The sequence below is a fragment of the Acinetobacter sp. yr461 genome (assembly GCF_900110445.1).
Taxonomy (GTDB): domain Bacteria; phylum Pseudomonadota; class Gammaproteobacteria; order Pseudomonadales; family Moraxellaceae; genus Acinetobacter; species Acinetobacter calcoaceticus.
Genome location: NZ_FODU01000018.1, coordinates 1 through 14,397 on the forward strand (window position 1 = coordinate 1; position 14,397 = coordinate 14,397).

A 14,397-nucleotide genomic window follows, 5' to 3' on the forward strand; every position below is an offset into this window, starting at 1 on the left:
ATGGAGTTTGACGTTGTCATCGTAGGTGCAGGACCTGCAGGTCTATCTGCTGCGATTAAGATCCGTCAATTAGCGATTGAAAATAACTTACCCGATCTTTCTGTTTGTGTAGTTGAAAAAGGCTCTGAAGTAGGTGCGCATATCTTGTCTGGTGCTGTGCTTGAGCCACGTGCCATCAACGAACTTTTCCCGAACTGGAAGGAAGAAGGTGCGCCTTTAAACGTACCTGTAACTGAAGACAAAACTTTCTTCTTGTTATCAGACACCACATCTAAAGAAGTGCCTCACTGGATGGTTCCTAAAACCATGCATAACGATGGCAACTATGTTATCTCTTTAGGTAACGTGGTTCGCTGGTTAGGCCAAAAAGCTGAAGAACTAGAAGTATCTATCTTCCCTGGCTTTGCTGCATCTGAAGTGCTTTACCACGAAGACGGCACTGTAAAAGGTATTCAAACTGGTGACATGGGTATTGGTAAAGATGGCGAACCAACGCATAACTTTACACCAGGCTATGAACTTCACGCTAAATACACCCTCTTTGCTGAAGGTTGCCGTGGTCACTTAGGCAAACGCCTGATTGCAAAATATAACCTCGATAAAAATGTTGATCCTCAGCACTACGGTATCGGGATTAAAGAGCTTTGGGAAATCGACCCTGCAAAACATAAACCGGGCTTAGTCATGCACGGTGCAGGCTGGCCATTGGCTGAAACAGCTTCTTCGGGTGGCTGGTGGTTATACCACGCTGAAAACAACCAAGTGACTTTGGGTATGATCGTGGACTTGTCTTATGAAAATCCACACATGTATCCATTTATGGAAATGCAGCGCTGGAAAACTCATCCACTGATTAAACAGTTTTTAGAAGGTGGGAAGCGTATTTCTTACGGCGCACGTGCTGTAGTGAAAGGCGGTTTTAACTCATTGCCTAAATTGACTTTCCCAGGCGGTTGCTTGATTGGTGATGACGCAGGTTTCTTAAACTTTGCAAAAATCAAAGGCTCACACACTGCCATGAAATCAGGCATGTTGTGTGGTGAAGCTGTGTTTGAAGCCATTGCTGCCGGTGTAGAAAAAGGCGGTGACCTTGCCATTGCACGTGTTACCGAAGGCGAAGATTTATTCACTAAAGAATTAACGTCATACACTGACAAATTCAACAACAGCTGGTTAAAAGAAGAGCTTTACAACTCTCGTAACTTTGGTCCAGCAATGCATAAATTTGGTCAGTGGATTGGTGGTGCATTTAACTTTATCGACCAGAATGTCTTTAAAGTGCCATTTACTTTGCATGACTTGAAGCAAGACTTCGCTGCATTGAAAACCGTTGATGCAACCAGCTTCAAGCCAAACTATCCAAAACCGGATGGCAAGTTGACTTTTGACCGCTTATCTTCTGTGTTTATTTCAAACACGGTTCATGAAGAAAACCAGCCAGCTCACTTGAAGTTGACTGATGCTTCAATTCCAGTGAATGTGAACTTACCGAAATGGGATGAGCCTGCACAGCGCTACTGCCCAGCTGGTGTTTACGAAATCATGGAAGATAATGATGGTTCTAAACGCTTCCAGATTAACGCAGCGAACTGTGTTCACTGTAAGACCTGTGATATTAAAGACCCATCTCAAAACATCACATGGGTAACGCCAGAAGGTGGTGGTGGTCCAAACTATCCGAACATGTAATAGAACACCCACCTTCTCTGCAAAAGCATAGCTTTTGCACTTGCGGCAGGACAAAGCGCTGCTTTGTTCTTCCTGCCTCAGGTGGTGGTGGTCCGAATTACCCTAATATGTAATTCCTTGCGACACGGCAAAGCGTTGCTTTGCTAGCCGTGTCTCATACCCGAATATGTAATATAAAAAGCCCCGATTATTCGGGGCTTTTTATTGGAATTCGCTTATTGAAAAGGCGGTATTTTTGCTACGTTTAAATTAAGATTCTTTTTATAAAAAATAAATGTGCCTAATAAAAACAAGCCAAGAAAACCAAAGTTTCGCGCTAAATCGAAGTACCAATCCGATTTACCAAACAATAAATCAACAACTAACATAAGCCCCATAAAACTTGTATGTAAAATCAGACTCATCTTTATTTTTGGTTCGGGAGCAAAATATGTATTTCTATAACCCAATAGAATTGAGCCAAAAATAACAACAGTAACTAAAATAATGGTAGCAACAGTTTCAGATAACCAAGAAATTTCTATATGTAATAAACCAGCAATAGAGAAAAACCAAAGAAAAATAAATAAGCTTCGTTTCACAAAATATTCATTCATTTTTATGCTTCATTTATATACATCATTTTATAGATTATATAATGATTCTTATTTGTAAAAAATTATCATTTAAAATTAAATTTGAATTATTAATGGCTTCTAATAGTCTTTATTAGAAGCCTTATTATTCTATTACCCTTTCTTCACCAAATAATGAAATTCTTTATGACCATTTTCATCCAAGCGTTCTTCTTGCAAAAGCAACTCATGGCCTAAATGCATACAAAATTTAGGAATATCCCACGAGGTCGAGTTGTCTGTTGCGAAGACTTCAACCACATCGCCAGATTTAGATTTGCGGATGGCTTGATGCAACATCATGACAGGTTCAGGACAACGTAAACCACGTGTATTAATTTGGACAGTAGGTGAAATGGATTGTTCCGACATAACAAACTCGAACAAATAGAATTTTCACATTTTAGCATAAACAAATTACTGACCTGTTAACTGTAACTGGCTTTTACATAACAATATGCGTTTTGTCTTTTAGCTGGTTTTATAGATGCATATGCATCTTTTCTTCGGTATGATTCAAAGTATTCATTTGATAGATTGAGTCTTTAGGAAAGATCATGCAAGAGGAACCAAGTCCATCGTGGGGAATGCGAGGCTTACGTAAATGGTTAGGTACAGCACCAGAAACCCGTGATGAATTATTAAAATTAGTCCAAAATTCACGCCGCTTTTTAGAACCAGATACTGTTGCCATGCTTGAAGGTGTTCTTGACCTTCCTGCTACAAAAATTCGTGAAGTCATGACGCCACGAACAGCAATGATCAGTTTGCAAGAAGATGATCAGTTACTTGATATTCTTGATGTACTGGTCGAGTCTGCTCACTCACGCTTTCCAGTCTTCTCTTCTGATCAGCCTGATAATGTTGTCGGGATTTTGCTCGCAAAAGATTTGTTGCCATTTCTAACTGAACCGAATACCAAAGTGGATATTCGAGTTCTGATGCGTCAGCCCTTATTTGTTCCAGAAAGTGCACGTTCCGATCAGGTACTACGCATGCTGAAACATACTCAGACTCACATTGCGATTGTGATTGATGAATATGGTTCAACGGCTGGTCTTGTTACGCTTGAAGATATTCTTGAAGAGATCGTTGGCGAAATCGAAGACGAACATGACACTGCTGATGAAGATGCTCAGTACATTGTTCCTGACAATGACCATACGGTAGCAAATGCATGGATGGTGCAAGCACTTACACCAATTGAACATTTCAATACTGTTTTAGATGCTGATTTTTCTGACGATGAAGTAGAAACTGTCGGCGGTTTATTGCTTCAAGAGATTGGTCTGGTAAGTGATTTACAAGGTCAAACTGTTGAGCTTGGAAATTGGTTATTTACAATCGTTGAAGCAGATGCCCGCACTATTCATCTGATTCGAGCTGTACGTCAATGAGAGCATACTTTGAAAAGCTGTTAGATTCTTCGCAACAACAAAAACAGCTTCCTTTAATTTTTCCTTTACTCATTGCTTTATTTTCAGGTGCCGTATTCAGTTTTTCACTGGCACCTTATTATTGGTGGTGGTTGGCAATATTATCTCCTGCCCTACTCTATGCATCATTACATAACCGCTCAGCCAAACAAGCTTTTGCTATTGGCTTGAGTTATGGCTTTGGTTTATGGTTTGTGGGAGCTTTCTGGCTCTACACGTCCATCCATGTATATGGCGATACCAATGCGTTTCTAAGCGTTTGTATGATTGCCATTATGGCCCTTGTGATGGGCCTGTTTACCGCATTCCAGACTTGGGTTTACCGACGTTTCTTCCCTGAAACACCACTGACTTTCGCACCACTCTGGATTGTTTTCGAGTGGGCAAAAACTTGGGTATTTACAGGTTTTCCATGGCTGTTTGTAGGTTACGCGTTTACCGAACGTTTACTCGATGGTTATGCGCCTCTATTCGGTATTTATGCAATTTCCTTTGTCGTCATTGTATTAGCCTGTGCTTTAGTTGAAGTTCTGCGTAAGCGTATTTTCTGGGTTATCCCTTCTGCTCTGTTAGTTTTGGGCGCGTGGGGAGCATCATATATACAGTTTGTAAAACCTAAAGCTGCCAAGCCGCTTAGTGTTTCACTCATTCAAGGTAACATTCCACAAGATTTAAAATGGCTAACCGAATATCAAGTTAGAACATTAGAAATTTATGCTAGTTTGACTCAATCTGAATGGGGCCGTGACTTAATTGTATGGCCTGAATCTTCAATTCCACTCTTCCAAACCGATATCGAACCGTTTTTGGATGCAATGGATGCACAAGCTAAAAAGAACCACACTGCATGGGTAACCGGAATTCCTTACTGGGATGTTACCAAATCACATGAAGTCGGTAGTCCACTGTATTACAACAGTATTATGGCTTCTGGAAGCGATGCCAGTGGTCTATATAAAAAGCAGCGTCTTGTTCCGTTTGGTGAATATATTCCACTCTCAGGTTTACTCTCTTGGGTACTACCGGCTATGCAAAATGATATTAGCATGAGTGGTTTTACACGTGGCGAGAAGGACCAAAAACCACTTATGATTAAGGGGCACGCGCTTGCCGCTGCGATTTGTTATGAAGTGGCTTATCCAAACCTCACCCGACGTAATGCGGAAGACAGCGACTTCTTAGTGACTGTATCTAATGACGCTTGGTTTACTGGCACTGCTGGGCCATTGCAACATTTACAAATGGTACAAATGCGAGCTAAAGAAAATGGCCGCTGGTTTATCCGTGCAACCAATACAGGTGTAACTGCCTTTATTGATCAAAATGGTCATATCACTGAACAAGCACCGATCGATAAAGAGTTTGTCTTGAGAGGCGATTTACCAGCCATGCAAGGTCAAACCCTTTATAACCGTTTAGGTGATTATCCAGTTTTAGGATTTGCAGTATTACTGCTGGTTTTAGGTTGGGTTTATCGTCCACGTAAAGTTGACGTTTCTTTTAAATCCCGCCGCTAACTTACAATAACTTTGTACCCAGAGGCACTTCAAACTCTGGGATACAAAGTGCTACATCACCATCTGCATTATGAAAACCTGTCACCAAACATTCTGACTGAATAGGTCCAATTTGTTTTTTGGGAAAATTGACTACAGCAACCACCAACTTACCAACTAAATCTTGTGGCTGATAGAGTTTAGTAATCTGCGCACTCGATTTACGTATCCCTAGCTCTTCACCAAAATCTACATGCAGAATATAAGCAGGTTTACGTGCCTTTTCGAAAACTTCAGCTTCAATAATTTTACCCACGCGAAGCTCTACTTTTAAAAAATCATTCCACTCGATTTGTTCCATTTACTTTTTCTCATGTTCTTAAACATCTGATTTGAAGCATATAATATGTACAAATAAAGAAACACCCTGTTTTTAGGCCCAGTTAAAAAATAAAACGTAGATATTCAGTCTACGTTTTATCTAAAAATTTGGTTCAAATTATAATTAAAAAGCGATCGATAATTGCAAAGATAAATAAGCAACTAAACTCGATAGAAAGACCATTGGTACATAACGATAGGCTTTAAAAAGCAATTGCTCATATTTAGTGGATATTTGTTTAGCTTGCCAGACACTCGCTTTTAATGCAGTAAAGAAGCTTACCATTAACCATGCACTCACAATACTTAATGCGAAGAAACCAATCATAATTTGGCTACTTCCCTCGGTATTAAGCCATAGCTTTAAAAAGACTTCAGCAATCGGTAATAAACCCAAAATCAACAGGACAGACTTGAGCATTACCCAATGAAACTGATTCAGTTCATCTACTATGAGAAATGCTTTCATTTAATCTCTCCTTTTAATGTAATAAAGTGCTTTTTATTTATTATGCAAAGCTTTTATTTAAATATATAGCTTATTTTTCTCTACATTTTAAGTTTCTTGTAACTATTAAATATGGGAATAATTCTTATTATAAGTCTCAAATATGAATATTAACTTTATTCTATATTTTTCAAAAACTTATTATATTTTTGTGATTAAGAAAGATTATCAATTCGTATTTACCAGTTTATCTTTTTAAACGAATTGATAATCTCTATTATATTTTCAATTAAGGTTGGTAATAAATATCTGCATCATTACCTTCACCGCCCTCTTTGCCATCTGCTCCAAATGAGTACAAATCAAAAGCTCGGTTATCTGCACCTGGAATTACATATTGAACATCATTTTTCCAACTATCTTTAGGATAACCACCTTTAACATATCCACCCGGCATCCAGTTTTTTGCTGTAGCAGGCTGATTCACTAAAGCATCTAATCCACCTTCTTGCATTGTTGGGAAATGACCGTTATCGAGCTTGTACTGATCTAAAGCACCAGCTACACCTTTTAACGTAATTTGAGTGGTATCAATTTTAGCTTTTTCACTACGACCCATGACATTTGGTACGATTAGCGCTGCTAACACGCCTAAAATTACAATCACAACCATAACTTCAATGAGAGTAAAGCCTGAGTGAGGATTAGCAAAGCGAAGCTTTGCCCGAACGCAAGATGGAGAGCTATGCTCGGAATGGCACGATTGTGCAATTTTTAAAGCTACACTTGAGGTATGTTTATCAGAACACTGCTCAAACTGATTTGAAACCGCAGATTCACTGTATTGTTCCATCGCTGTTTCGCTTTGAATATTTTTTACTTTCATCATTATCTCTAATATCAAAGTTATTAAATCATATTGTTCATATTTACGATTGGCAGCATAACCGCGATTACAATAACCAGTACAATGCTTGCCATTAAAACCAGCATAAGCGGTTCAAGTAATGCCAGTAAGGTTGAAATAAATGTTGTAACCTCACGGTCTTGCATGGTCGATGCCCGTTCTAGCATGCGGTCGAGCTCACCTGATGCCTCACCACTTCGAATCATTTGTACCATCATTGGTGGGAAATAACCACTGCGCTCAAGCTGCGTACCCAAGTTACCACCTTCTGTAACACGCTCAGCAGCTTGGGCAATTGAATCGCGTATGACCCAGTTATTGGTGACGGCTGCACCAATTTTTAATGCGTCCACCAATGGTACGCCTGAACGGGTCAAAATAGATAAGGTACTGGCAAATCGTGCAGAATTAATACCACGTGACAGTTTACCGAATAATGGCAATTTGAGTGTTAATCGATCAAAAGCATAATGCCCAGCCGTAGTTTTTAAAAACCGTACAAATGCGACAATTCCCACAACTGCAAAAATAATAATAAACACCCATGCATGACGAATAAAATCGCTCGCTTTCATTAAAGCGACCGTAATCCACGGCAGTGCATCTTTGTTTTGGTCAAAGGTTTTAACAATTTCTGGCACAACAAAAGTCATTAAGCCCATCACAATAGCAAATGACATCAGCATTAAAATGATCGGGTAAATCATGGCACCCTGAACTTTCTTTTGCATGGCAAAACGATTTTCGGTGTAATCCGAGAGCTGATCTAAAATCAGATCTAAATGCCCTGAACGTTCACCTGCAGCGACTGTTGCAATATAGAGGTCCTGAAAACGTCCAGATTGCTGCATACCTTGAGCCAATGAGTGCCCTTCCATGACTCGCGAACGAACAGACGATAAAAGATTTTGCACATGCGCTTTTTCACTTTGCTTGCTCACCGCACGTAAAGCTTCTTCTAAAGGAATTGCGGCTGCAACCAAAACAGAAAGTTGTCTGGTCATGAGTGCCAAATCATAAGCACTGAACTTTTTTTGAAATAACCCCTGACTCTGATGTTTATCTTTTTGTTCAACAGGGTCAACGCTAATTGGTGTCCATGCTTTATCGCGTAATTGTTGGCGAATCTGGCGTGCTGAGTCTCCCTCAAGCACTCCTTTTTGCTGCTTCCCTGAAGCATCAATGGCAGTAAATTGATATGCAGGCATGGTAATGTTCTAATTTTCCAAAAATAATAGTCGCTGCTGTTGCATCTATGCTACGCAATCATTCATATTCATTCTATAGCCTGTGTAGAATACCCAAGTCCTCTTCACGACGCTATGCCGTTTTTTAAAATTGACGAAATGAGCCTCTATGACCATAACGCCAAAGCCTGATTCAGTTGTTTATCGTGTGCGTGTTGCCGTACCTGTGCATCTGTACGACACTTTTGACTATACACTCACCGAAGCACAATATGAACGGGCTCAAGTAGGCTCACGCGTCGCTATTTCATTTGGGCGACAAAACCTGATTGGTATCATCACTGAAAAAGTGAATCCCCATGAGCCATTTACAGGCAAATTTCAGCTTAAAGCCATTTCTGAACTTTTAGATGAACAACCTATTTTAGATGAACAAGTTTTAAGTTTATTGACATGGTCCGCACAATATTACCAATTTCCAGTTGGTGAGGTCATGCAAACCGCCCTTCCGGCTATACTGCGTCAGGGCAAACCGATGGACGTTTTGTTCCATCTTTGGAAAATTACTCCTTGCGACAATGTTGAAGCACTGCTTAAACGTTCGGTGAAGCAACAAGATGCTTATCAGATTTTAAAGTTACATCCTGCTGGAACAACAGAGAACATTCTCAATTTAAGTGGTGTAGAAACTGCAACACTTAAAGCGCTAGAAAAGAAAGGTTTGGTTGAATGTACGCTTGAACCACACGACTTTAGCCCTACACCTGTTCAATTGGCACAAATGCCGCTCACGCTAAATGAAGACCAAAAGCAAGCAACCCAACAGGTTATTAAAGCACAGCATCAATACCAAGCATTTTTGCTAGATGGCTTAACGGGTAGCGGTAAAACTGAAGTTTATCTACACATCATGCACGAGGTGCTAAAGCAAGGTAAACAAGTACTGGTTTTGGTGCCAGAAATTGGTTTAACCCCTCAAACCATTTCTCGTTTTAAGTCTCGTTTTAATTGTGATATTGCTTTATTGCACTCTGGCCTCAATGACTCCAAGCGGTTACAAGCATGGCAACAGGCACAGACTGGAAAAGCATCTATTATTTTAGGGACACGCTCTGCCATCTATACACCGCTGCCACGTTTAGGTTTAATCATTTTAGATGAAGAACATGACCTGTCTTATAAACAACAAGAAGGCTTCCGTTACCATGCGCGTGATGTCGCACTGTACCGAGGGCACTTACAAAGCTGCCCTGTTATTTTAGGTTCGGCAACACCAAGTATCGATAGTTATTATTTGGTCGAAACTGGCAAGTTAACTTCACTGCAACTCAACAAACGTGCTGGACATGCACTTTTGCCTAAAATGCATTTGATTGATCTTAAAATTGTCAAAAAACAGCATGGAATTAGCCAGCCTCTCATTGAACAAATCAAACATACATTAGCTAGAAAAGAACAGGTTTTAATCTTTTTAAACCGTCGTGGTTATGCACCTGTACTGGTCTGTGAAAGCTGTGGATGGCAAGCCAATTGTCCACATTGTGATGCACATTTTACCTTGCATACTCAGCCTTATTCTTATTTACATTGCCACCACTGCGGAACCATTCATCGCTTACCTGATCATTGCCCTGAGTGTCAGCAAAAGAGCTTAAAAACACTAGGGGCAGGAACAGCCAAGGTCGAAGAACACTTACAAGAATTATTTCCAGATCATGACGTGATTCGGGTTGATCGTGACAGTACCAGTCGTGTCGGAAGCTGGCAAAAAATCTATGATCGCATTCATCAAAACAAGCCAACAATTTTGCTCGGTACGCAGATGTTGGCAAAAGGTCACCATTTCCCACATGTCACCTTGGTTGCCATTTTAGATATTGATGCAGGGTTACTTAGTGTCGATATCCGTGCACCAGAACGTACTGCGCAATTGATTGTTCAAGTGGCTGGCCGTGCAGGCCGTGGTGAACACAAAGGCCATGTTTATTTGCAAACCTTAAGACCCGATCATCCTTTACTCACCACGTTAATTGAAAAGGATTATCGCGCAGTTGCCAAACAAACATTGGCTGAACGTAAAGTTGCTTTACTACCGCCCTATCGCTATGCCGTACTCATACGTGCAGAGTCGAAAGATCGAGACTATACCTTGCATTTTTTAAATGAAGCTGCTGAGCAACTTCGCCAAGTTGCAGGTGAGATTGTTGATATTTGGGGACCAATCCCAGCACCGATGGAACGTAAAGCAGGACGCTATCGTGCACACATGGTGATTTTATCTGCCGACCGCGCTCGTCTACATTTTTACTTAAGACAGTGGTGGTCTCAATTGGTTCATGCACCAAGGCAGCATCAACTCAGGCTATCAATTGATGTTGATCCGCAAGAATTTAATTAGATGATTTGAATATCATGGTGTGAAGACGTCTTTTTCGTTTTACACTTAAAAGAGACTAATACATTCGAGGCAATGGATGTCATTCCTACTGCAAGCAACTATCTTTCTTGGAGCTTCTCTGATTTTAGTCCCTCTTGGCAAACGCCTAGGGATTGCAACAGTTTTAGGTTATTTATTTACAGGAATACTTCTGGGTCCTAGTGTTTTAAATATTGCTCATGACCCTGAAGCAATTATGGAACTTGCCGAATTCGGTGTCATTTTATTGATGTTCCTGATTGGCTTAGAATTAAGACCACAGCGTTTGTGGGAAATGCGTGACTCTATTTTTGTAATGGGAAGTCTGCAAGTTCTTATTAGCGGTGGCGTTCTTATGCTGATCGTACTCTTCCTATTTCAACAGCAACTTGCTGTCAGTTTTGTGATTGGTTTTGCGCTGGCACTTTCTTCTACAGCCTTTGTATTACAGCTTTTGACTGAAAAACAGCAACTCAACACGACCTATGGTCAGCAGTCTTTTTCAATTTTATTATTTCAAGATATAGCTGCGATTCCGTTACTTGCAATTATTCCATTACTCGCAGGAACAGAATCTACCCATCATGGGATCGCTTATTTTGCGGCTATTATCGCAACATTCACTGGCTTATTTCTGTTTAGTCGTTATGTGATGCGTCCATTTTTCCGTTTTGTTGCCAAAAGTGGAGCAACTGAACTCATTACGGCGGTAGGGTTGTTTATTATTCTTGCTGTTGTTTTACTGATGGATACGTTAGGGATTAGCACGACATTAGGTGCTTTCCTCACAGGCGTATTATTAGCAGATTCCGAATTTCGTCACGAAGTTGAAGCCAGTATTGCCCCATTTAAAGGTCTACTGCTTGGCTTATTCTTTATGACCGTGGGTATGACTACTCAACTGTCACTATTGATTGAAATGCCGTGGCTTATTATTGGTGGCGCAGTCGGCTTACTGGTGATTAAAACGCTGATATTGACCGCCATTGCACGTTATAAAAAGTACAGTTGGAATAACAGCCTACTATTAGGAACTTGTTTAGCTCAAGGTGGTGAGTTTGCTTTCGTTATTTTAAGCTTAGCTAAAAGTGAAAAGATTTTAACTCAAGCTTTATTAGAACCTGTGACTCTTATTGTGACTTTGTCGATGGTACTCACACCAGTGATTTACTGGTTGATGGCATACAAGGTCATTCCGCTTTTTAATAAAGAACGTCCGCCTGAGTACGATGAAATTCCTCAGCAAGAAAACCCGATTATCATTGCTGGTTTTGGTCGGTTTGGACAAATTATTGCGCGTATTGCCCGCCTACAACATCTAGGGTTTACTGCAATTGACAACAATCTTCATCAAGTTGACTTTGTCAGACGATATGGCGGATCACTTTATTATGGTGATGTGACCCAACCAGATTTACTGCGTTCTGCGGGTATTGAAAAAGCCAAAGTATTTATTTTAGCGATTGATGATGTTGAAGACTCTATGAATGTAGCACGTCATCTCAGATTAAATTATCCAAACTTAAGGATATTGGCTCGCGCTCGTGACCGCCACCATGTGCATCTTTTAAGAGATGTAGGTGTTGAATATATTTGGCGTGAGACGTATTTATCTTCATTAGGAATGGCTTATCGCGCCTTAAGAGAACTCGGTATCTCTGATGAGCAAGCCTATAACAATATCGAAATCTTTCGGGATTATGATGAGAAATTGCTCATACAACAGCAAAGTATTTATACTGATGAACAAAAGATCTTTGAGACGCATCGTAACGCTTTAGCCGAACTTGAACATCTATTTGAAAGTGATGCTCAACAACAGGCTACGTCAAAGCACGATGTGAATTTAAAGCGTCATTTACAGCCAAATCGCATCGACATTACACGAGATCATCTAGAATAACTTGAGATTTCAAAAAATGGCTATATTAAGGACTTATTCACATTGCCTAAATAATTGGACAATGGGCATCAATAAGCTGCCCCTGTCTGGCTTGCGGCTTCGCTGCATTCCCTAAGCTTGCTTAAAACGAAATTGTTATAATCTACTTAGGGCCCTGGAGAATATTATGTCTGATTTACGCCAACGCTTTTATATAGAGAACTTTCCAGTTCGTGGGGAAGTAGTTCATCTAGAAGAAGCGCTACAAACTATCTTAGCTCAACGTGACTATATGCCTGCGGTTAAAATTCTGCTAGGTGAAATGTTGAGTGCGACTGCATTACTTGCAAGTACACTAAAAATCAAAGGCCGTATCAGCTTGCAAATCCAGGCTAGCGGCACCTTTAAGTGGGCAATGGCTGAATGTAATCATTTAGGTGAAGTTCGTGCTCTCGCCGATTATGAAACTGATCCACGCTTCATTGAAGCAACAGACAGCAGTACAGTTCTCGGCGCTTTAGTTAATCCCGTTTTATTTATCAATATTGAACCGGAATTTGGCGAGCGTTATCAAGGCATTGTGCCTCTTGATCAGGCAAATTTAGCGGGTTGCCTCATGCAGTATTACGACTTATCTGCACAAATTCCAACTCGAATTGTGCTAGCAAGTACTGCTAAGCGCTCTGGTGGTTTACTCATTCAGCTTTTACCACGTCATGATGACGAAGAGCAAAAGCTGGTTGATGAAGATTTATGGCCACGCTTGACCATGTTGACCGAAACATTAAAAGCTGAAGAGCTCACCAATTTAGATGCAACCGAAATCTTATATCGTTTATATAATGAAGAAGAAGTTCGTTTACCAGAAATTGAAGCACTCAAATTTGGCTGTACATGTTCAAAAGAACGCTGTGCTAATGCGCTGATTCAAATTGGTGTAGACGCTGTTCATGAAACATTAGAAGACCAGAACCCTATTCGTATGGATTGTCAGTTCTGTAACACGCAATACACCTTTACCGCTGAAGAAGCTTTAGCGTTATTTGGTGAGCATTTGAGTTAGTAGTTAAAATTTATAAAAAGGCGGATATACCGCCTTTTTATTTATCCTTATTTTTTGATGATCATTTTCAATATCTTATTTTAAATAAGATAATATAAGATTACTTTATAGCCTGATAAATAAGATACTTATATTCCATGAATTATTTTGATTATTTTCTATTTATTTTTAGCGTCATTATTATGATTGCTACCCCCGGCCCTGTCATGATTTTAGTTGCAAGCGCTGGACTTAAAGGTGGATATAGAAAAGCACTTGAAACGATTTTTGGGACCAATTTAGCCTCACTTATTTTAATTTTTATTTCGGTACTCGTTTTAAAGGGAGTACTGAGTGTTAACGATAGTTATCTCAATATTATCCGTATCTTAGGCTGTCTATATATTGGATATTTAGGTTTCACTATTCTTAAAGAAGTCATTCAGGCACCTCATCCCGAAGCAATACAAACAGTTTCGGCACAAAATGGGGGCTTCAAAAAGGGCTTTTTTGTCGGGATCTCCAACCCGAAAGATATTATTTTCTTCTCGGCATTCTTCCCGCAATTTGTTTCTATTACACCACAGCTCAACCTAAGTTTAACCATACTCACCCTGACATGGATTGTTTTAGACTTCTTAACTTTATCTCTGGTTTATGTATTTTTCCGCCGTCTTTCTAATAGCCATTTATATCCAAAAATATTAGGACTTTGCGGCCTATTACTTCTATTGATTGCTATTTACGGCTTGTACCAAACTTTTATCTAAATAATGAGAGGTATAGCCCTAATCCATCTATACCTCTTTCTCTCAATTTTATTTTTTAATAGAACAACTCTTATACAATCTAGCTTATTGAAAACTCTAAAAATCGTTTCATAATGAAATAAACCACAC

General features: G+C 39.9%; 13 protein-coding genes. 7 read left to right on the plus strand and 6 right to left on the minus strand.

The genetic code is table 11. The features are described 5' to 3' along the window. A partial coding sequence (locus tag BMW38_RS16890) for an electron transfer flavoprotein-ubiquinone oxidoreductase (RefSeq protein ID WP_092710223.1) occupies positions 1-1,689 on the plus strand: 1,689 nt, incomplete at its 5' end. Positions 1,690-1,904: 215 nt separating this feature from the next. On the opposite strand, the gene BMW38_RS19505 is transcribed toward BMW38_RS16890, so the two are convergent. Both BMW38_RS19505 and tusA read right to left on the minus strand, forming a co-directional pair. Next, on the minus strand, positions 1,905-2,285 hold the full coding sequence (locus tag BMW38_RS19505; RefSeq protein WP_213031191.1) for a hypothetical protein: 381 nt from the start codon (positions 2,283-2,285) through the stop codon (positions 1,905-1,907). 132 nt (positions 2,286-2,417) lie between these two features. After that, on the minus strand, positions 2,418-2,675 hold the full coding sequence (tusA, locus tag BMW38_RS16900; RefSeq protein WP_005037115.1) for a sulfurtransferase TusA: 258 nt from the start codon (positions 2,673-2,675) through the stop codon (positions 2,418-2,420). Positions 2,676-2,860: 185 nt separating this feature from the next. On the opposite strand from tusA, the gene BMW38_RS16905 reads away from it, so the two are divergent. Together BMW38_RS16905 and lnt are read left to right on the plus strand one after the other, a co-directional pair. Next, entirely contained in the window at positions 2,861-3,700 is an 840-nt protein-coding gene (locus BMW38_RS16905; RefSeq protein WP_004794939.1) for an HlyC/CorC family transporter, read from the plus strand. Then, complete coding sequence (gene lnt / locus BMW38_RS16910; RefSeq protein ID WP_092710225.1) at positions 3,697-5,256, plus strand: apolipoprotein N-acyltransferase; 1,560 nt, start codon at positions 3,697-3,699, stop codon at positions 5,254-5,256. The genes BMW38_RS16905 and lnt overlap by 4 nt, the downstream gene beginning before the upstream one ends. A gap of 1 nt (position 5,257) precedes the next feature. Here lnt and BMW38_RS16915 read toward each other — a convergent pair whose 3' ends face one another. The 4 genes from BMW38_RS16915 to gspF form a co-directional block, all read right to left on the minus strand. Beyond that, on the minus strand, positions 5,258-5,596 hold the full coding sequence (locus BMW38_RS16915) for a tRNA-binding protein (protein WP_092710228.1): 339 nt from the start codon (positions 5,594-5,596) through the stop codon (positions 5,258-5,260). A gap of 144 nt (positions 5,597-5,740) precedes the next feature. Beyond that, complete coding sequence (locus BMW38_RS16920) at positions 5,741-6,085, minus strand: hypothetical protein (protein ID WP_092710229.1); 345 nt, start codon at positions 6,083-6,085, stop codon at positions 5,741-5,743. Between the two features lie 268 nt (positions 6,086-6,353). Beyond that, positions 6,354-6,950, minus strand: a complete 597-nt coding sequence (gene gspG, locus BMW38_RS16925) for a type II secretion system major pseudopilin GspG (RefSeq protein ID WP_170834089.1) — start codon at positions 6,948-6,950, stop codon at positions 6,354-6,356. Positions 6,951-6,973: 23 nt separating this feature from the next. Further along, positions 6,974-8,179: a type II secretion system inner membrane protein GspF gene (gene gspF / locus BMW38_RS16930; protein ID WP_092710233.1), complete on the minus strand. Its 1,206-nt coding sequence runs from the start codon at positions 8,177-8,179 to the stop codon at positions 6,974-6,976. A gap of 148 nt (positions 8,180-8,327) precedes the next feature. Here gspF and BMW38_RS16935 point away from each other — a divergent pair, with 148 nt between their 5' ends. From BMW38_RS16935 to BMW38_RS16950, 4 genes are all read left to right on the plus strand, one after another. Next, complete coding sequence (locus tag BMW38_RS16935) at positions 8,328-10,556, plus strand: primosomal protein N' (RefSeq protein ID WP_092710236.1); 2,229 nt, start codon at positions 8,328-8,330, stop codon at positions 10,554-10,556. A gap of 76 nt (positions 10,557-10,632) precedes the next feature. Continuing rightward, entirely contained in the window at positions 10,633-12,477 is a 1,845-nt protein-coding gene (locus BMW38_RS16940) for a monovalent cation:proton antiporter-2 (CPA2) family protein (protein ID WP_092710238.1), read from the plus strand. Positions 12,478-12,643: 166 nt separating this feature from the next. Continuing rightward, entirely contained in the window at positions 12,644-13,519 is an 876-nt protein-coding gene (locus tag BMW38_RS16945; RefSeq protein ID WP_003654635.1) for an Hsp33 family molecular chaperone HslO, read from the plus strand. A 137-nt stretch (positions 13,520-13,656) separates the two neighbouring features. After that, a complete protein-coding gene (locus BMW38_RS16950) occupies positions 13,657-14,268 on the plus strand; it encodes a LysE family translocator (RefSeq protein WP_045436893.1) in 612 nt (203 codons plus the stop codon). Positions 14,269-14,397 lie beyond the last annotated feature (129 nt).

Coding starts and splice junctions, on each gene's coding strand:
- BMW38_RS19505 (WP_213031191.1), bottom strand. CDS start 2,285: ATGAATGAATATTTTGTGAAACGAAGCTTATTTATTTTTCTTTGGTTT.
- tusA (WP_005037115.1), bottom strand. CDS start 2,675: ATGTCGGAACAATCCATTTCACCTACTGTCCAAATTAATACACGTGGT.
- BMW38_RS16905 (WP_004794939.1), top strand. CDS start 2,861: ATGCAAGAGGAACCAAGTCCATCGTGGGGAATGCGAGGCTTACGTAAA.
- lnt (WP_092710225.1), top strand. CDS start 3,697: ATGAGAGCATACTTTGAAAAGCTGTTAGATTCTTCGCAACAACAAAAA.
- BMW38_RS16915 (WP_092710228.1), bottom strand. CDS start 5,596: ATGGAACAAATCGAGTGGAATGATTTTTTAAAAGTAGAGCTTCGCGTG.
- BMW38_RS16920 (WP_092710229.1), bottom strand. CDS start 6,085: ATGAAAGCATTTCTCATAGTAGATGAACTGAATCAGTTTCATTGGGTA.
- gspG (WP_170834089.1), bottom strand. CDS start 6,950: ATGAAAGTAAAAAATATTCAAAGCGAAACAGCGATGGAACAATACAGT.
- gspF (WP_092710233.1), bottom strand. CDS start 8,179: ATGCCTGCATATCAATTTACTGCCATTGATGCTTCAGGGAAGCAGCAA.
- BMW38_RS16935 (WP_092710236.1), top strand. CDS start 8,328: ATGACCATAACGCCAAAGCCTGATTCAGTTGTTTATCGTGTGCGTGTT.
- BMW38_RS16940 (WP_092710238.1), top strand. CDS start 10,633: ATGTCATTCCTACTGCAAGCAACTATCTTTCTTGGAGCTTCTCTGATT.
- BMW38_RS16945 (WP_003654635.1), top strand. CDS start 12,644: ATGTCTGATTTACGCCAACGCTTTTATATAGAGAACTTTCCAGTTCGT.
- BMW38_RS16950 (WP_045436893.1), top strand. CDS start 13,657: ATGAATTATTTTGATTATTTTCTATTTATTTTTAGCGTCATTATTATG.